Annotated in this window: 16 protein-coding genes; 9 read left to right on the top strand and 7 right to left on the bottom strand. The window is 41.9% G+C overall.

What is annotated here, in order from left to right:
- Window positions 1-17: 17 nt before the first annotated feature.
- From LEP1GSC058_RS04295 to LEP1GSC058_RS04285, 3 genes are all read right to left on the bottom strand, one after another.
- A complete protein-coding gene (locus LEP1GSC058_RS04295) occupies window positions 18-746 on the bottom strand; it encodes a hypothetical protein (RefSeq protein WP_016548637.1) in 729 nt (242 codons plus the stop codon).
- Window positions 747-813: 67 nt separating this feature from the next.
- Entirely contained in the window at window positions 814-1,326 is a 513-nt protein-coding gene (locus LEP1GSC058_RS04290) for a hypothetical protein (protein WP_016548556.1), read from the bottom strand.
- 364 nt (window positions 1,327-1,690) lie between these two features.
- The gene (locus tag LEP1GSC058_RS04285) at window positions 1,691-2,287 is read right to left on the bottom strand and encodes a glutathione S-transferase family protein (protein ID WP_016548423.1); all 597 of its coding nucleotides are present in this window, start codon (window positions 2,285-2,287) and stop codon (window positions 1,691-1,693) included.
- Between the two features lie 144 nt (window positions 2,288-2,431).
- On the opposite strand from LEP1GSC058_RS04285, the gene LEP1GSC058_RS04280 reads away from it, so the two are divergent.
- Window positions 2,432-2,794 carry a TfoX/Sxy family protein gene (locus LEP1GSC058_RS04280; protein ID WP_039948016.1) on the top strand — a complete coding sequence of 121 codons (363 nt, stop codon included), beginning with the start codon at window positions 2,432-2,434 and terminating at the stop codon, window positions 2,792-2,794.
- 24 nt (window positions 2,795-2,818) lie between these two features.
- Here LEP1GSC058_RS04280 and LEP1GSC058_RS04275 read toward each other — a convergent pair whose 3' ends face one another.
- Window positions 2,819-3,433, bottom strand: a complete 615-nt coding sequence (locus LEP1GSC058_RS04275; RefSeq protein ID WP_198014378.1) for a hypothetical protein — start codon at window positions 3,431-3,433, stop codon at window positions 2,819-2,821.
- Window positions 3,434-4,597: 1,164 nt separating this feature from the next.
- On the opposite strand from LEP1GSC058_RS04275, the gene LEP1GSC058_RS04265 reads away from it, so the two are divergent.
- The 3 genes from LEP1GSC058_RS04265 (at window position 4,598) to LEP1GSC058_RS20440 (ending at window position 7,464) form a co-directional block, all read left to right on the top strand.
- Entirely contained in the window at window positions 4,598-5,704 is a 1,107-nt protein-coding gene (locus LEP1GSC058_RS04265) for a hypothetical protein (protein WP_016548336.1), read from the top strand.
- Between the two features lie 35 nt (window positions 5,705-5,739).
- Window positions 5,740-6,711, top strand: a complete 972-nt coding sequence (locus LEP1GSC058_RS04260; protein ID WP_232224610.1) for a hypothetical protein — start codon at window positions 5,740-5,742, stop codon at window positions 6,709-6,711.
- Window positions 6,712-7,068: 357 nt separating this feature from the next.
- Window positions 7,069-7,464: a hypothetical protein gene (locus LEP1GSC058_RS20440; protein WP_232224609.1), complete on the top strand. Its 396-nt coding sequence runs from the start codon at window positions 7,069-7,071 to the stop codon at window positions 7,462-7,464.
- Window positions 7,465-7,697: 233 nt separating this feature from the next.
- Here LEP1GSC058_RS20440 and LEP1GSC058_RS20265 read toward each other — a convergent pair whose 3' ends face one another.
- A complete protein-coding gene (locus LEP1GSC058_RS20265; RefSeq protein WP_016548691.1) occupies window positions 7,698-7,856 on the bottom strand; it encodes a hypothetical protein in 159 nt (52 codons plus the stop codon).
- Between the two features lie 466 nt (window positions 7,857-8,322).
- On the opposite strand from LEP1GSC058_RS20265, the gene LEP1GSC058_RS04245 reads away from it, so the two are divergent.
- The gene (locus tag LEP1GSC058_RS04245) at window positions 8,323-9,174 is read left to right on the top strand and encodes a hypothetical protein (protein WP_039948014.1); all 852 of its coding nucleotides are present in this window, start codon (window positions 8,323-8,325) and stop codon (window positions 9,172-9,174) included.
- 315 nt (window positions 9,175-9,489) lie between these two features.
- On the opposite strand, the gene LEP1GSC058_RS04240 is transcribed toward LEP1GSC058_RS04245, so the two are convergent.
- Complete coding sequence (locus tag LEP1GSC058_RS04240) at window positions 9,490-9,972, bottom strand: (R)-mandelonitrile lyase (RefSeq protein ID WP_016548384.1); 483 nt, start codon at window positions 9,970-9,972, stop codon at window positions 9,490-9,492.
- A 130-nt stretch (window positions 9,973-10,102) separates the two neighbouring features.
- Entirely contained in the window at window positions 10,103-11,158 is a 1,056-nt protein-coding gene (locus LEP1GSC058_RS04235) for an NAD(P)-dependent alcohol dehydrogenase (protein WP_016548401.1), read from the bottom strand.
- A 182-nt stretch (window positions 11,159-11,340) separates the two neighbouring features.
- On the opposite strand from LEP1GSC058_RS04235, the gene LEP1GSC058_RS04230 reads away from it, so the two are divergent.
- The 4 genes from LEP1GSC058_RS04230 (at window position 11,341) to LEP1GSC058_RS04210 (ending at window position 17,995) form a co-directional block, all read left to right on the top strand.
- Window positions 11,341-12,291, top strand: coding sequence for an AraC family transcriptional regulator (locus tag LEP1GSC058_RS04230; RefSeq protein WP_016548608.1), 951 nt, complete (start codon window positions 11,341-11,343; stop codon window positions 12,289-12,291).
- A 602-nt stretch (window positions 12,292-12,893) separates the two neighbouring features.
- A complete protein-coding gene (locus LEP1GSC058_RS04220; protein ID WP_039948013.1) occupies window positions 12,894-13,760 on the top strand; it encodes a class I SAM-dependent methyltransferase in 867 nt (288 codons plus the stop codon).
- Between the two features lie 476 nt (window positions 13,761-14,236).
- Window positions 14,237-14,821 carry an SCO family protein gene (locus LEP1GSC058_RS04215; RefSeq protein ID WP_039948066.1) on the top strand — a complete coding sequence of 195 codons (585 nt, stop codon included), beginning with the start codon at window positions 14,237-14,239 and terminating at the stop codon, window positions 14,819-14,821.
- 186 nt (window positions 14,822-15,007) lie between these two features.
- Complete coding sequence (locus LEP1GSC058_RS04210) at window positions 15,008-17,995, top strand: MHYT domain-containing protein (RefSeq protein ID WP_016548677.1); 2,988 nt, start codon at window positions 15,008-15,010, stop codon at window positions 17,993-17,995.
- Window positions 17,996-18,000 lie beyond the last annotated feature (5 nt).

Raw genomic sequence — 18,000 nt, 5'->3', positions numbered from 1 at the left:
AGAACTAAGCGTGAACTCTATTCTTTAATGCACCAATAGCCGGTTACGATTGTGTCAGGCTTACCGTAGCATAAATTCACTTTGTCGACGGTAGTGATCGTGCAATTTTTTGAGTATGACTTCCTATACATGGCGGTCGGTAGCTCGTCTTCTGAATTCAGGAATCCTCTCAATGATTCATAATATTTTATATCTATCTTCTTCGGCTTTAGCGGTTTTACGCAAGGTTTTCCTTCCGCATCATGCCCCTCATTGCAAAGAAGAATCTCCTCGGATCCTGAAACTAGCGTAACCACGATGCCACCATCCGTAATTTGATAAAACCCTTCCTGCTTTACCCTAACGCTCTCTTCTCCTTCGTTAGCAAAATCGGCGTAATAAGCCGCTTTATTTTCCGACAACAATAATCTTTCGGATGAAATACTCAGACAGGTTGAATTTTGCCTCGTTAATTCTAATGACTTGGCATCAGCCGGAGTTTTGATTTTAAACGACCGTATTCCGTTGATATACCCTTTCCCATCTGGAAAATAGTACCAATGTTTCTCTTTTCCTTTGGATAATCGTCGAACTTTAGTCATGGCAACCTCGATCGAAGTTAAAGGAGGAATTACATTTAGGACTTTAGAATCGTTGGAAGGTTTTGTCCTAAGTTTGGTCGGTGAGTTTTCTGAGAGATACTTTTCTTTCTCGGAATAAATATTAAAACCTAGGATTAATATGCAAAATATTACGAGTTTATTCATCTCGGATATCCCGCAGATTTTAATCCTTTTCTATCGTCTAAATTAATAATCATTTGTGCAATCTACGTTAACCGTTAAACGCTTTTTCAGGATTCCGGACGATTTCCTCTTCCGGCCATTCGTGCGGAAACGAGTAACCCGAACCCTCGACGATTTCACGAATCTCCCAAATTCTTTTTCCGTAAGAGTCGAAATATAAGCGATGCTCTAAACGCGTGCCGTTTACTGCGCCGCCGGTAATAAAGACAAAACGCAAAACTTTCAGATTATCGTAATAGTATTCTATTTTTATCGCGGAATCGTCAGATCCCATTTCTTCTACATATTTGCAAATTACGTTTTTTTTATTGAAGAAGGCCATTTTCAAAGTCGGCTTATACGGTTTTAAATAGGGAAACTCCTTTTTACGAATCGTTAATTCTTTGTTTTTAATCCCCGTTTCTATCCTATCAAAAATTGATCGAATTTCCTTGATATCATGACGATTTATCCAGTTTTTGTCGTTGATCCCTTTCGACAAAACGTTACTTGAGAATAGAAAAAGTGAGAATAATAGTAAAATAACATTCCGAATTCCCATATATAAATATCTCGGACTTAGCTGCCCTATTTTACCCAATACAAAACTCTTAGCCTTCGATTTCTAAGTCCATATTTTTATCCTCTTCGATCGGAATTTAAACCGTTCAAGTCCCGAGAATTCGATCCATTATCCTACATCGAAATCTTTATAATTACCTCTTACCGAGCGCTCGGGAAAGAAATAGGTCCAGGTTAAAATGCAAATTCGGTTTTTAACCAAACGAACTTAGAATCGGAAAGATTTAATCACATACATAGCGGCTCGATTTTAAAAGAAATTTAAAGGATCCATTTAAGAGGGCCCTCCAATCGAGAAAATATCATTCGCAAGATCTAAATAAATATTATCGCAAATTGATTCCCTATCCTATTTCCGGAACGGTCTCCAAAACGCTTTTTCGACGACTCATCTCTCTCGCCCATTTTTCAAGTTTAGGAAATTTTGAGTAATCCACAAGTTCCGGAATTCGAAAAGCTAAAGATCCTAACGCACAGATTAATGAAACGTTATCATATTGAAAAGTTTTTAAATCGTCGATTCTATCTTCAAAAAACTGCAGACTAGTTTCAACCGCTAATTCCTTGTTTCTTTGGAATTTCTGGTTTATGCCTTCGCCATGATTATTTTTTTCAACGTAAAGAGCCAGGCCGGCCTCCAGCATAGCATCCGCTACCGCAGCTCGATGCAAAACCTCGAATCTATCCTCTCCGTTTCTAGGTATGAGGATCGGCGTGTCGTTGAGTAAATCTATATATTCACAGATTACCGAGCTATCGATCAGCGGCTTTCCGTTTTCCCTCAGTAAAACGGGAATTTTTCCGGCTGGATTTTTTTCCAAAAGTGACGGACGCTTTTCGTACGGATTCTCCTCTATAAGTTTTAAAGGCAGCTCTTTCTCTATTGCAAAAATTCTGACTTTACGCGCAAATGGTGAAGTTTTCGTATATAATAGTTCCATCGGACAAGAATATCTTCTTATTCTATTTTTGTCATCCAATACAACGTTCGCTTGAACGAATGCATTCTTAAGTAAATATTTTATTGGAAAAAATCGGATAATATGGATGCCTCTTCAGCAAAACATTCTTAGCGAGAAACTACTATGGCGTATAATGAAACACTAGCGATACGAATACGGGAAGCACTGTCCGAAGAACGAAATTTAGAAGAGAAGAAAATGTTCCGTGGAATGTGCTTTATGCTAAACGACAAAATGTGCGTCTGCGTCGGAAATGACGAAATAATGTGTCGAATCGATCCGATTATATTCGAGTCCGTTCTAGAAAAAAAGAAATGTAGACCGATGATTCACAATGGTAAAGTGATGAAGGGGTTTGTATTCGTTAACGAGAAGGATATAAAATCGAAAAAAGAATTTCGGTATTGGATCGATCTTGCACTTGAATTTAACGTGAGAGCAAAAGCATCTCCTAAAAGAAAGAAGCGAAAAAAAAAGATAGATTAATCCATAATTCAAGAGATCGATAGATCAAAACTGATGAGTTCCGAATCCGCGACTCGAAAGATGAACGATTGCCACCGCTATGATAAGAACGGCAACAAGTGCAATGGAAATTTTTAACCCGAATCCTATCATATCTGCCTTATCGCCGCTCCGTATTGTCGATAACTCCGGATTCTTTTGAGATTTTTGTTTCCAAAGACCGTAGGCGGTCAAGCCCCAAGGCTTGTACATGGACAGAACTGTTGCCGCAAGTAAAACCAAGATTGCCAAACTTGCGTCTATTATTAGCTGCGGTCCCAATCGTCCCGGATCCGGAAAATCGGATATCAGAGCCACCTTCCTGGCCGCTTCTCCGATGGCGACGAATTGATGTAATATCAAACCTATGCTTGCAAAGATTCCGAGGACAAATTTTACGAAGACCCAATAATATCGAATCAAACCCCATTGAGTCCAAAACGCGAGGATAAGTCCGGTGAGCATAGACAATATGCTTAGCGGAATAATCATAAATCGTCCGATAAGATCCATCGATATATAGGAACTCCGAACAATTATAGCGTCTTGGCTGACAATGCCCGCTATACTAAGTACGAGAAAACCGGCTACTGCCCCAATCCACCCGACTGAGGCAGTCACATGAGTCGTTACCGATCCGGAATTTCAAGCATATCTCGTGATGTACGGAGAAGTAAAATTCAAAGAAAGAAGAATGAGCGATGGCTTCTTGGAAGTGTTTTTGGCAGCGCAAACACTTGCGACTCTCTCACGTTTATATGTGTCTGCGAAGAATTGCCCATTTATTCGACTTTAAACGTACGGATTGGGTTCGGTCCGGCCATGCACATGAGCATTGAGACGCATCGATTAGTGAATTATTCGGAGTATTATTTTTTCAAGATATTCCTATTTTGAAAGACGAAAACAAGAAATTCTATTATTTTCCTTACGACAAAGCGGAAAAATTCGGTAATTAGAAATTCTTTTCCGAGCCGATCCACGTACACGGGGCGATTCTTCGTTCCCCTTAAATATAAATTCATCCAAACCTTTAACTTGGTTATCAACCAAGCCGAAGATTCCCCTTCGCAACCTCCCCGCTTTTGAGCATATTTCCCCTAAGGCCGAACCGAAAAAAAACCGCTTTCGCATCTTTCTCCGAATTACCTCAATCGGGATATTTCTTACTACTTCCTTCCGGATTTCTTGCAATGGCTCTCTAATAACGAATATCCCAAACGGTAGATTTCCATAATAATTATTCTATTTTAGTATTTATTTATTTGATAAATATTTTATATTTAATTTTCTATTTAAACAATTATATTTTATTAATTTATTTTCCTTAATTTTATCGATAAAATAACATCGTGAAATAATTTTGACAAAGAATACTTTTAAATAAATCGGAACCACCGCTCCGATTTATTCGATCATTTTCTAAAGATATATCCGATGTGCCCGACGTTTTCTTCGAAGAAAGGAAAGATTCGTAGCAACGAGTTTACATGGAGGCGGTTTTCCGGCAATAATTCGCTTCGATTGAACGACTGATCCTTAGTCCGAGTTCAAAGCAACCGTCAGAGTGTATTAATAAAACCGATCAATGAAATTGAACAGAATCATACTAACCGAAATGTCAGATAAAAACGATTCATAGAATTTTTATTAATAAAGATGATAATCTTGGAAATTCGAAGGAGTAAAGGTCGCAATTTCCATTAGTTTTTAGAAAGCCCGATTTCGGCCAAGCGATCGATAGATGAAAAATTTTAGAAATGCAAATCGTCAAAGGAGATGAAGTTGAACGTTAGATATGCGATTATAATTGCATTAGTATCTTTTTCGGCAACTCTATACGCGGAAGAAGAAGCCGATCAAAAGAAGCTGACTTCCATAGGGATAAGAGTGACCGAAGTACAAGTCAATTCGGCGACTGCCAAAAACGCCTTAAATATGCAAAATTCACTCATGATAAATTCGGCGATAGCCGGAGTCAATAATATCATGATTCCATCCGCCTCTAACTTCCGAGGAAAAGGACTCGAATGGGATTCTTCTGTTCGTCACACTCCCTTAATTCGTAGTAATTACCTATTGTCCTACTCTACGTTAACGTCAGGCACTACGATACTTACTGATATAGATAAGTATTCTTATAGTATAGGATATCCACCTACAACGATTAAGGGTCAAGATTTTACCGTCTTCGATTACTCTAAAAATAGACTTTATACGACTAGAGTCAATTACGGAGCCGACTTCTTGATTTTTCACGATTCCAAAAATCCCTTCTTGGAAAATTTGTCACTTAGGGCGGGCTTGGAAGCTTACGAAAATAACGTAACCTTATCTTCCAAAAGCAATGCGTATATTTCTTCCGGAACGTCAGGCGCCATTACGACCGTCAAAAACGGAATTGACTTTACGACTCCGGATAAATTGATTTACCGAGAATCATACCTTAATGGAACATTAGGATTTAATTATTCGTTTACGTTTCTTAAAATAAATAAAATCGATTTTGGCGTCGAATATTTCAAAAGTATCCAAAGTTCCGCCGATTTTAAAGATAAATCGTTCGTAATTCTAAGTAGCGGCAATACCTCAATCCCGTTACCATCCTTACAGCAGGGAATCGTGAAAACGGACATCCGGGGAAATCGATTTCATCTGGGATATTCTTTTCAAGTAACCGAGGCCCTCTTTTTGAGACTCTCGTATTCGGGCGCGGAAGCGATGCATACCGTAAGAAATTCCACCGCGACAAACCAAAGCGGGCTTGCCCTTGCTCTCCTTTCCGGGAATTCGGCTGCGTTTTTAGGAAGTATACTTCACGGTTTAGGGCCGTATCCAAGTTCTCGGGATATGAGATCACAGATCGGATTCGAGATCGGTTTTAAATATTAATGCCAACTAAAATTCAAGAGAAAGGAAACAAAAAATTGAAACTATTCACTTTATCTAGATTTTTAATTTTTCTAGTATCGATTTCGACTTATAATTGCGCTTCCATTCCCCAATATAGAGACGTTCATCTTGCTTCGAAGTCTCTGCTGGATAAAGCGGAGGAACACATCAAGGAGAAGAGATACTCTGAAGCAAGCGAACTTCTGAAAGTCGTTTTAAAAGTCTATCCGGAGGATTCTAGGGCAAAATCGGTCTCCGAAAGGCTCCCTGATCCTTATAGGGCTAGGTTAGGGAATCTCTCCTTAAAAGGATTTAATAAAACAAGTCGAGAGGAAGTGGATTCCGGATTTCTAGAAAAACTTGCCTGGTATATTCCGGATAGAATATTAGATTTTTTAGATATTTTCAGCTTAAATGTCAAAATCGGCCCGCAACTCGGAGTGAGCGCCTGGATGACTCGAGGATTGCAAGTTACTTTGTACGCTGGAAATACCGTTCAATTAGGTTGGTTTCAAAAGAGAACGCTTGGATTTACCGAAGAATTGTCGGGTGAAGCCGGACTAGGACCTATCGTACCAATTACGATATCCGGCCGATCCATCGGCACGGGTAGTGAGAGAAGCGTTTACGATTCGTTCGTGCTGCATAGTCCTTATAAGAAAGTTTATCAGGATTATAGGGATTATTGGAGTAGCGGTTCGAAAGTCGGACTCATTTTAATCGGTGCAGAATGGGAATGGCATTGGCTTGAAGTTTTCGATCTAATTTCGGGAATATTCACCTTCGATCCTTTGGATGACGACTTTGGAACAACCCGGTCCCTATATCTGAGTAAAGAAGAGAAAAAAAATCTTTTAATCATAAACACGGCCTCTCATACATATTGCGATTGTGAGATTCGGGAAATAAGAGTGCAATTCCCCGACTTAGGTAACGCCTTAGAAAATCCGGTCGTTCCCAATCTGGAAGATTCCCCTAAATCTAATAAAGGTGGGAGGTTGAAATAATCGACTTCACCCGCCTTTATTTCTATGGAGTTCCGATACTTGACAAAACTAGTGAGATGGATTTTCCTTTTCGTGCTTATATCTTCATTTACGATCGGCTGCCTTTATCGCTCAATGAATCTTCCAGTGCTTGCGAACGGAGCAAAATCCTTTCCTATAAAAGCAAAAACAAGGCTATCCGTCTTATTAAAGGGAGAATATTGCGCTGAAATTTGTAAATCGGATGAAAGCTCGCGAAAATGCAATAGAGAGGGGGATTGCAAACGGAGTTTGCTCGGATGGTATCCAGTCGAATCATTTCGAGATGAAAGAAACTATTCATTCCGACAATTTTACCCGCGAAGAAAATGGAATCTCTTGAGAAACATCCCGGACGCAGTTTCCGGTCTTTGCGAGGAGAACAAAAACTGGAGCTGCCACGGAGGTCGAATCGGAAACGAAAAGAATGCGACTGACCGATATATTGAAATTAGAATCAACGGTTTTGAGCGTGAAATTCATTGGTCTCTATATGCAGCGTCATTTAGCTTATTGCTATTTCCGGGCTATTTTAGTGAAACTGTGAATTTGGACATCGACTATTCCATTGATGGAAAACTTTATTCGGTTAATTTTTCCGAGAAGCCGAATTGGAGCTATTGGTTTGGATGGATCTTTTTCCCCTGGGGTTCGTTCGCTTCCGCACCCGATGAGAAACTATTCCTGGGAATTCTGGAAACACTTTCAAAAACATTCGCAAAGAATGATATTTAAGTTCGAACCCTGTTGCACCCCGAAAAACCAGGTTTCTAGCACCTCTGTCGTTTCGTTATTTTTCTGATTTTCCAGATAGCGGATCTCGTGTATCATAATTTTAGAAGCGGCGATTTCTATCCCGGATGGAATCCTATATCGCAAGTTAGATCGAAACGGATTCTATAACTTCTTCCAACGAAATATCTCGGAGCGATTCCGATATCATATTCTTCCGAAGTAGGAGTTCCTTTCTATTCCCAATCGGTTAGAAAAAAAGTCTCTACTGCCTCATACCTACCCGGATCGAATTTTACGATAGTAAGAGCTTGTTGAGCTTGTTCCAAGTATGGCGAAGCTACAGGATTTTTACGCTTTCTCTGATAATCTTCTAATGCTACGCTATTGTGCATACATCGTTACCTTTTCATCCTCAAGGCTACGACGGAGACTTGCAGAGGCGAAATTGCTGACGCTATCCCGTGTCGCGTGAGTGAGCAGTATTAAAAGTCGTTCTTGGTGCGCAAGCTCGACCGTAAAAACCTCGATCAGCGTAACAAATTTATCGTCTTTGTTTATTGTAGTAATAGATGGTGGATTATTAACTCTTATTATTTCTTTTGTACAATTAACGATTATGGTTAATATCGTGAAAATCGCAGGTCTTGCAACGATGCTTACCATATTCGATCTCTTCTACTTCCCTTTAACTGAAACGATCGTTGATTCGATATTGTTGCCAAATTGTTTTTATAGACATAGAATAAATCAGGAAGAAAGGAACAATTAAAGCGAATTTTTAAGTGACGTCTTCAATTGCTTTCGAATTTCTTTTAAAAAGCTAATTGTCGAAAAAAGGTATTAAAATTACAGGATATTATGAATAAAATATTAATAATTCTGATTCTTGGTATAATGATCTCATGTACTCCAAAAATGTACCGCTTAACGAAACCACAAAATGCGGCGGCAGAAAAGCAATATGGATTAGTCGCATACGGACTCTATTTAGTCAACCCCGGCTCCAAGAGTTCGATCGCAAAATTTTTTGATACGAACGACCAAGTCTATTCAGTCCCTAATGGACCGGTGTTCGTTGTAAAAAGAGTCGATGATCCGACATTAAGAGTCACGATCGACCCTTTCGTAACAAAGAGTCCGGTAAAGATCGGGACCGAAGATAAAATCGATCTTTACGAAACTGTTGTTTTAAAAGTTAGGGAATTTACTACTAGAATGTTCGAAGATACCCGGCCCGAATATATAATCGGGTCCGTAAGTTATACTTATTGTTATATGGCGACGAGATTCGTCAATGGGATCGCTCAATCTTATCGGCAATGCGATACATTAACGTATCCGGTTGATCCGTACACTGCTTACAAAGCGATGCCGATCATAGCGAAACCGGGCGACATTAAATTTCTAGGCATATTCCAGGCGCGTCTTGTTGAATCAAATCAAGCGGATCCGTATGCGAGAAATTTTTCGGGGGGATTAGCCTCCGCTATCGGGTTAGGAACCTACTATCGAGTGAATCTTTCCGCCGATGACGATTATATTATTAAATCGCAAAAGAAAGAGTTCATCGATGCATTCTATGGAAACGAAGAAAAAACTCTGAAAGGAGCCGAGATCAATTTTCTGAAAGCTTTAAGTACCTCCGAAAAATCCGGATATTGGAAAGACGCGGCGGAAAAAACATTAATAAAGCTAATGGGAAAACGGTAATTTTCATTCTTACGCCTTAAATTCGTTACTTTCAGGAAGGAGCAATCCAAGGTTTCTGAGCGTAGCCGTGCAAAAATGATCGGCGGAGACCTAATATTTTTTCCTTTGCGACATTCTCTAAGAGGTCGTCGAACGTTCGATTCGCCTCAAGGTTTTCCGCCTGAAAGCGAGGAACGATGCTGCAGAAACCAGTATTATCGAATTCAGTTCGGGTAACGATCTTGTTCCGTCAGAAATCGATTTCCGACGGAACTAAGCGGACGAATTCGAAATCGGATATTTAAAAATTACTATTTTATAATTTAGTTCTTTTTACTATTGCTTACGGTCATCTCCTTGAATAGACGAGTTGTATTGTTCATCGCTAACCTTCTCCATCCAATCCACGACCTTCCCGTCTAACTGCTCTTGAACGGCCATATGTGTCATCGACGATTTGGGAGAAGCTCCGTGCCAGTGCTTCACTCCGGGCGGCGTCCAAACCACATCCCCAAGTCGAATCGCCTGAACGACCCCTCCCCATTGCTGGACGCGACCGATTCCCTCGGTAACGATCAGGGTCTGGCCAAGCGGATGAGTATGCCATGCGCTTCTCGCTCCCGGACGAAACGTTACATAAGCGCCGGCAGTCCTTGATGGGGAATTCGGTGGAATAGGGGTTGCACTTTTACGGAGCCGGTAAAAAAGCTCTCTGGTCCGAGGGCGGAGGCCTGGGAGCCGTTCCTTAAAATTTTTAAATCCCCAGCCTTTCCGTCGGGGTTCATATTCGACTCCCGAGTCTGACCGACATGACTGCAAGAAGCGACAAGTAACAGGAATAAGAACAAAGTCGAAGTTGATTTGTCGAAACTTAATTTACGTAAATTCATTCGCTCACCTACGGATCATAATATGTAAAATATCTTTAATTCTTTTATAAAACAGCGCTTCAATCTTTCAAAGAAGAGATATCGATCACGAAACGATACTTCACATCGCTTTTCAGCATCCTCTCGTACGCCTCATTGATTTGCTGAATCCGAATTTCTTCAACATCGGAAACAATACCGTGCTTTCCGCAAAAATCCAGCATCTCTTGAGTTTCGGCAATTCCCCCAATCGCGGACCCGGTCACCGATTTGCGACCTAACAATAAGGGAACGGTATTCAAGAAAGGATCGATAGGGCCTAAATAACCGACCAGCACGATAGTCCCGTCCAACGCGAGAGTTGGAAGATAAGGATTCAAATCATGAACCGAAGGGATCGTATCGATGATCAGATCGAATCGACCTTTTACGGATTGCATTTGTTTTTTATCGGTGGAGTGTATTATGTGGTCTGCACCAAGTCTCTTCGCATCATCAACCTTTCCGAGAGAACGAGTGAAAAGACTGACTTCGGCGCCCAAAGCCTTCGCAAACTTCAGAGCCATATGTCCGAGGCCGCCTAAACCGATGACTCCGACCTTACTTCCCTTTTCTACTTTCCAATGACGTAACGGAGACCAGGTCGTGATTCCGGCGCAAAGCAAAGGAGCGGTAGCCTTCAAATCCAACCCGTCGGGAATCTTTACGACGAAATCTTCCGAAACGACAATCTTTTCCGAATAACCGCCTTGCGTAGCAGTGTGATCGTGACGATCCACTCCATTATACGTATAAGTAGGAAAGTTTTCACAGTATTGCTCTAAGCCTTTCTTGCAAGCTCGACAATCCCTGCAGGAATCGACCATACAACCTACCCCAACATGATCTCCTACTTTGAAACGAGTCGTCTTCTGTCCGACTCCGATCACTCGACCTATGATCTCATGTCCCGGTACCATCGGATACGCGGAGTTCCCCCAATCATTCCTAGCTTGGTGCAAATCGGAATGGCAAACTCCGCAATATAGAATCTCGATTAGTACGTCGTCCGGCCTGTTTCCGCGACGTTCGAATTTGAATGGCGCAAGCGCTTGAGTCGCCGACTGAGCGGCGTAACCTGATACCTGGATCGTCATCACTTATTGCTCCAATATTTCGTCGGAATTAATGGGTCCCGAAACCGACTTAAACCGTCCGAAGATCATGCAATAGTATCTTGGAATATCCTACTTATCAATATCAGATCCTATTTATTCTTGCCTAATCCTATTAAACGTAAGAAAAATGAGCATACTTATCTTACATTAAGTTTTAGCTAATGAAAAAGAATACTAAAAACGTACCCGAAGAAAAGCGAAGGAAATTGGCGGATCATTTAAAACGACTGATTCCAAAAGAACAAAGTATAGCCTCCGGCATTAAAGGGGTTCGACTGTTTCGTATCGATCAATCAGCTCCGAAGTTACAGAAAGCTTACGAACCCGGCATCATTATTTTAGCTCAAGGACAAAAAAGAATCTTCCTCGGGGACGACATTTATACGTACAATTCCGGAAACTATCTCGTATTATCAGTTCCACTTCCTTTAGAATGTGAAACCAAGGCAAGCCCCGAGGAGCCTGTATTAGGAATTTATATTACTGTCGATGCTAGTTCCATAGGAGAGATATTGCTCGATATGGATGATATTAATCTCGATGAAGACACGTTGCCAAAGGGAATCTATTCCTCGAAACTTACGGAAAGTCTTGCGGATGCCTCGATCCGATTGGCGGAAGCGTTAGCAAGTCCACAGGATAAAAAATTCTTGGGTTCGATGATAATTCGAGAAATTATCTACCGTGTGCTTCGCGAGGAAGAAGGAGGCGCTCTGCAAGCTCTTGCCTATCGAAATCGAAAGTTTTTTCAAATTGCTCGAGCTCTCCGCAGGATACATGAATCTTTCAGTCAGGATTTAGACGTTAAGTCGTTGGCATTCGATGCGGGAATGAGCATTTCCACTTTTCATGCCAGCTTCAAGGCAGTAACCAACACCTCGCCGATCCAATACATTAAGAACGTGAGATTGCACAAAGCAAGAATGCTGATGACGCAAGAAGGACTTAACGCGTATAAAGCAGCTTTGAGCGTCGGATACGAAAGCCCTTCTCAATTCAGCAGGGAATATAAACGTTTTTTTGGAATCACTCCCGGAAAGGATATGAGCAACCCACAACCCGGAGAAGGAAACGGCACAAGCTCAATCAAGCATCCCGTTCTGAATATATAAAAACTCTTTGTCACCATCAAAAAAGATGGAGTAATCCGGATCGGGCAGCCTTTTTTTGAAGCGATGTGCATAATGTGCTCATACAACTGAGGCAGAATTTTTGAAAAACCTCCCCAAAAACGCCGGCTTTTAATTTAGGGTTCGAATTCTCGATTTTCAAAAAACTTATTGATATTTAATAAATTATCATTTTGAAAACATAAAATAAATCTAAAATGAACGTAGATAGATAAAGACGAAAATGCTACGATCCTATTTGTGGAAATTTATCGAACCATTCTATCAAAAGCGAAGCCCTCGCATTTTGGGTACGATTTCGACCGAAGCAAAAAAGTTCAGTTAACATTTCTAGTTATTTCTTTTGTAGGCGGCTGGTATCGACGATTCGAGATATTCGAAAAGCGATTGATATTTCAGAAATTCTTCAAAACCGATCAAAGAATAGAGATCGGTTAAAAACCACTTTACACTGGATAAATTATTCTGATATATCCTGAACGACGCGTAATTTCGATTCGGCGACTTCGCTTTCTCGCTTTCGTGAAACGCAATTCGCATCCGAATGGAAAAAATCTGTATATACAGAGGCACGGAGAAGGAACATGAAGAATAGTGATAAATCAACCCCGATAGCCGATAGCACTGCCGTTAGAGTAGCCCTTTGGCGAGCTTTACATATGCAGGTTGATCCTCCGCCTCACGTACTTGAAGATGAGATCGGCCTGAAGCTAGCAGCCCCGGAAGAGGGATGGCGCAATCGTCCGGATATGGATCCAAATTTCACGAAACCTTTCCGGGCATCCATCGTCGCGCGAGCTCGCTTCATTGAGGACTTGGTCCTAGAGCAGTCCGGAAACGGTATCAACCAGTACGTAATCCTGGGAGCAGGTTTGGATACCTTTGCTCAGCGCAGGCCGGATATTGCTTCCCACTTGCAGGTATTCGAGGTGGATCAGCCGAATCATCAGGCATGGAAGCGCCAACGACTGATCGATCTAGGTTATGGAATTCCCGAGTGGCTCCGACTAGTCCCTTTCGACTTCGAATCCGGTGAATCATGGTGGAAGAGTCTCGCAGCTGCCGGTTTCGATGCAAAACAACCGGCAACCGTAACATCGATCGGAGTCAGTATGTATCTTACTAGGGAGGCGATCGCGACAATGCTCCGCCAAGTCGCGACTCTTGCTCCAAGATCGAAGTTCGCAATGACATTTCTACTTCCTTTCGAACTCGCAGATCCGGATGTACGTCCTGGCTTTGAGGCCGCAGCGAAAGGAGCACAAGCGAGCGGGACTCCTTTCATCAGCTTTTTCACACCGACGGAAATATTGAGTCTGGCTAAAGAGTCCGGTTTCAAAGAAGTAACGCACGTGTCCGGGTCGCAATTAGCACAACGCTACTTTGCGAATCGAACGGACGGCCTTCGACCTCCAAGCAATGCGGAAGACCTATTGATCGCGTCCACGTAGCGCTAAAATCGGCGATGTAATATAGCTACACTAATTGCGATATTCTCCTCAATCACACTATTTCCGATAGGTGTAATTCGAACGAAAAAATTCGACTCGCAAAGGAAGTTAGGATAAAGTATTAAAATTTTATAATGATTTCATAGTCCTTTAATGCCGAATAAGGTTCGATTTTGACCGGTATCGGAAATATTTCCAATGCTTGCCAAAAATGTTTTTTAACCTTGATTTTGTGCCAATTCGACTAACGTAAAAGAATAAACGCCTCTTGTTAAGACGTCAAAAACTTCGCCGGATCTATATGCCGCCGGAGTTGAACGAAGCGTATCCCTCTAAGAAGAATGAAACTAATCCATTGTACTTATTAATGCTACGTTTCTTTAAAAAAACTCCTTAACTTAGTAAATTTTTTGAATAAAAAATAAGGAAATTTATTTTTGGTAAATCAGAGGAATTCTAAATCCGAATTATTTAAAATGAAGAAGGAATTTTGGAAATTGTGCATTGGGGGAATTGCTTTCATCTTGCTTCTGCTCTACTTTCTTCCTAACGTTTCCAGAGGAATGGTGGAAACGGACCGAAAGATTCCTTCTTTTCCATTAACTCGACCGGACGAAGACCCGGCTTCGGATATTCGAGATGTCCTAATGGGAAGCGATAATCTCGTTTATTTCGGCTATTTGAATTGCAAATCGGTCTGTCACGGAAGCTTGGCGAAATTGAAAAACACGATATCTAAAAGAACGGATCTACGTTTAGTATTTATCAGCCTAGATCCGGAAAACGACACTCAAAAGCGTTTCAAGGAATATTTTTCCGAAGTGAAAACGAAATCGATTCTAATACGCCCCGAATCAATGGAACGCTCCTTCGAGCTTGCCAGGCTTTTCGGGGTTCAAGCATTTCTAATCGATAAGGCAAAAAATATAGATCATTCCGATTCGGTGATTTTGGTAAACTCGAAAGGCAGAATTAAAAGCTTATTTTTGGAGTTCGATAAGAGATGGAATCAGGATAAAGAAACGGAATTCGTAAGGGCTGCTAAGGATAAGCCGGATTAAAGAGAATTAATATTTGATATATTCATAATATATTATGAATTCGGAATTTTCCGTTTAAAAAATCTGGTTCTGATCCTTAAACAAAGCGCTGTATTCGGATGAAGACCGTCGAACGATTCGCTTAATATCACGTTCGCAAATTAAAAGCTAAATTCCTGACTTTAAAGGCTCTGAGGTTTAATTTCGATGTTCGACATGATACAAGAATACTTCTTATTCGATCAGCCAGCATCCCTTTTAGCTAGTTCTTACGATCCCGGATTGGTCGTTCTATCCGTCTTGGTCGCAATCTTTTCATCTTACATCGCCTTGAGAATGGTAGGTCAGACCGTTCCCGAGTCCTTTTCCCCCGGAAGTAAATATCTGATCCTAATCGCGGCGAGCTTTGCCTTAGGATGTGGAGTCTGGTCGATGCATTTCATCGGAATGCTCTCATTCAAGCTTTGCACAACCGTAACGTACGATCGTACTCTTACCATCGTTTCCATCCTTCCGAGTATCGTGGCCTCAACGGTCGCCTTAGCCTACGTGAGTCGTTCTAAACTTAGAATAATGGAGCTGATCATCGGAGGCATACTGGTCGGCTCGGGAATCGGGTCCATGCACTACACTGGCATGGCGGCGATGCGAATGAACGCCTCTCTACGCTACGATCCTTGGATCTTTTCCCTGTCAATATTAGTCGCAGTCGTACTGGCCATCATTTCACTTTGGGTCCGTTTCGGACTACAAGGATTAAGACTAGGCTCTCATTGGCCCACTCTCATATCCGGAACCGTTATGGGCCTGGCAATTTCGGGGATGCATTATACCGGAATGGCCGCGGCCCGTTTTATCGGAATCCAAGAAACGGTCACTCCGAACGATCAGACGGATCCTACGTTTCTTGCATTGTCCGTTTCGATCATCACGGTCGGCTTTACGCTTTTTACGTTCGCAGTGAATGCCTTCTATAGATACCGAAAACTAGTGAACAACTTAAAGATAAGCGAAGCTCGCACTAGAGCGATCATTTCCACGGCTGTAGATGGAGTTATCACGATCGATATCCGAGGGAAAATCATAGACTTCAATAAATCCGCCGAGGGCATCTTCGGATATACGAACTCGGAGATAGTAGGTCAGAATATCCGGGATCTTATGCCGGAACCATATTATTCCGGACGCGGCGGAAATCTAAAAAATTATATTAGGACAGGAACCTCGAAAATTATCGGAACGGGCCGAGAAGCCTTAGGCAGAAGAAAAGACGGCTCCATTTTTCCGATACGATTGGCAATCGGACAGGTAAAACTTCCCGATGAAATTTTGTTCGTAAGTTTCGTAACGGATATCAGCGAAAGAAAAATGATCGAAACCGCTCTCAAGCAGAGCGAGCAGCAGGTAAGATCTCTCATTCAAAACATTCCCGGAATCACTTATCGACGCCTATTTAACGAAAATTGGACTAGTCTATATATGAGTGATGCGGCTGAGTCCATGACCGGATATCACGTTTCGGATTTTTCCCCTCCGAATCCGATCCGCTCCTTCAATGACATCATTCACCCGCACGATCAAGCCGCCGTTTTCCTTGCGGTTCAAAATGCTGTGCGGGAAAAAAAGGCCTTCGTTCTGGAATACAGAATTATACATAGAAACGGAGAAATCAAATGGTTCTGGGAAAACGGAAGCGTCGTCTTCGGCAGCAACGGTGAAATTCTATTTCTGGAAGGCGTCATCTTGGACATTACGGAAAGGCGCAATATGGAAGAAGATCTGCGGATGTCGAAAGAAAAAGCCGAACTTGCCGCTGTAACTAAAACTTCTTTCTTAGCGAATATGAGCCACGAAATCCGAACGCCGATGAACTCCATCCTCGGTTTTACGGAAGTGCTTCTCTCGGGAAAATTGGAGAGACACCAAAGAACTCACCTGGAAACGGTAAAGGGTTCCGCGAAATCTCTATTAAGACTTTTGAATGATATCTTAAACACCGCGAAGCTGGAAAAAGGAGCTGTGGAACTCGAATCCGTGGGCTTCTCTCTTTTCAGACTTGTCGGCGAACTCAAATCATTTTTAGGAATGAGCGCGATCAAAAAGAATTTGGATTTCGAGGTAATCCAGGATCCGGAACTTTCCGAATTCTATTTGGGAGATTCACTTAGGATCCGTCAGATCCTTATAAACCTGATCGGAAATGCGATCAAATTCACGGACAAAGGAAAAGTGACTCTCAGGATCGAAAAAGTGGGAAGTGAACTATATTTTTCGGTGATAGACACAGGCATCGGAATCCAAGTGGACCGCTTGGAAAAGATTTTTGAACCGTTTACTCAAGCGGATATTTCCACAACCAGGCGATTCGGCGGGACCGGATTAGGAACCACCATTTGCAAGCAATTGACCGAATTGATGGGAGGACGTATCTGGGCAGAAAGTAGATTGGGAGAAGGAAGCGTCTTTCATGTATTACTTCCTTTGCAAAAAATCGAAAGCCATAGAACGGAAACCAAGAGCGCCATCCGCCAGACTCTTCCTGCTTTAAACATTTTGGTCGTAGATGACATCGAGCAGAACACCGAACTGGTCGAATTGCTTCTCAAAAATGAAGGGCATTCCGTATCTGCGGCTTACAACGGGAAAGAAGCCATTCAGAAAGTACAGTCGAATAAATTCGATATGATTTTGATGGACGTCCAGATGCCGATATTGGACGGGTTGCAAGCGACTAGGGAAATTCGCCGCCGCGAAATAGAAGATAACCTTCCGAGAACTCCTATCCTTGCGTTGACCGCTAGTGTTTTCGAGGAAGATAGAAATTCCGCAAAAGCCGCCGGTATGGACGGCTTTATATCTAAGCCGATAGAATTCAACCAAATGATGGAGGAGATCACGCGAGCTCTGAATCTTTCAGATTCACCTTCCCAAAGTACGCCTAACGTCTTAAAAAGAGGATCCGAAATTCCTTGGGACTCGAAACGAGTCGGAGAATTAATCCCGCTCCTTTTCGATTCGTTTCAAAGGGGCTCGATCGAAGAAGATCATTTAGACGAACTTCTTTCTCTCCTCTCAACTGAAGTCGACGGGGAAAAACTCGAGAACCTAATGTCCAAAATCGAACAATTCGAATTCGAAGCCGCCCAAAGGATCTTAAAAGAAATAGCTCGGACGCTTGGAATTTCTGGAGAATAAGACAA

The organism is Leptospira fainei serovar Hurstbridge str. BUT 6 (assembly GCF_000306235.2).
Taxonomy (GTDB): domain Bacteria; phylum Spirochaetota; class Leptospiria; order Leptospirales; family Leptospiraceae; genus Leptospira_B; species Leptospira_B fainei.
Note: the sequence above shows the minus strand (reverse complement) of the source record. Positions and strands in the feature narration are given on the sequence as shown.

Excerpts from the sequence above, each read along its gene's own strand:
- LEP1GSC058_RS04295 (WP_016548637.1), bottom strand. The coding sequence starts at position 746 with ATGAATAAACTCGTAATATTTTGCATATTAATCCTAGGTTTTAATATT.
- LEP1GSC058_RS04290 (WP_016548556.1), bottom strand. The coding sequence starts at position 1,326 with ATGGGAATTCGGAATGTTATTTTACTATTATTCTCACTTTTTCTATTC.
- LEP1GSC058_RS04285 (WP_016548423.1), bottom strand. The coding sequence starts at position 2,287 with ATGGAACTATTATATACGAAAACTTCACCATTTGCGCGTAAAGTCAGA.
- LEP1GSC058_RS04280 (WP_039948016.1), top strand. The coding sequence starts at position 2,432 with ATGGCGTATAATGAAACACTAGCGATACGAATACGGGAAGCACTGTCC.
- LEP1GSC058_RS20265 (WP_016548691.1), bottom strand. The coding sequence starts at position 7,856 with ATGCACAATAGCGTAGCATTAGAAGATTATCAGAGAAAGCGTAAAAAT.
- LEP1GSC058_RS04245 (WP_039948014.1), top strand. The coding sequence starts at position 8,323 with ATGAATAAAATATTAATAATTCTGATTCTTGGTATAATGATCTCATGT.
- LEP1GSC058_RS04235 (WP_016548401.1), bottom strand. The coding sequence starts at position 11,158 with ATGACGATCCAGGTATCAGGTTACGCCGCTCAGTCGGCGACTCAAGCG.
- LEP1GSC058_RS04230 (WP_016548608.1), top strand. The coding sequence starts at position 11,341 with ATGAAAAAGAATACTAAAAACGTACCCGAAGAAAAGCGAAGGAAATTG.
- LEP1GSC058_RS04220 (WP_039948013.1), top strand. The coding sequence starts at position 12,894 with ATGAAGAATAGTGATAAATCAACCCCGATAGCCGATAGCACTGCCGTT.
- LEP1GSC058_RS04215 (WP_039948066.1), top strand. The coding sequence starts at position 14,237 with ATGAAGAAGGAATTTTGGAAATTGTGCATTGGGGGAATTGCTTTCATC.
- LEP1GSC058_RS04210 (WP_016548677.1), top strand. The coding sequence starts at position 15,008 with ATGTTCGACATGATACAAGAATACTTCTTATTCGATCAGCCAGCATCC.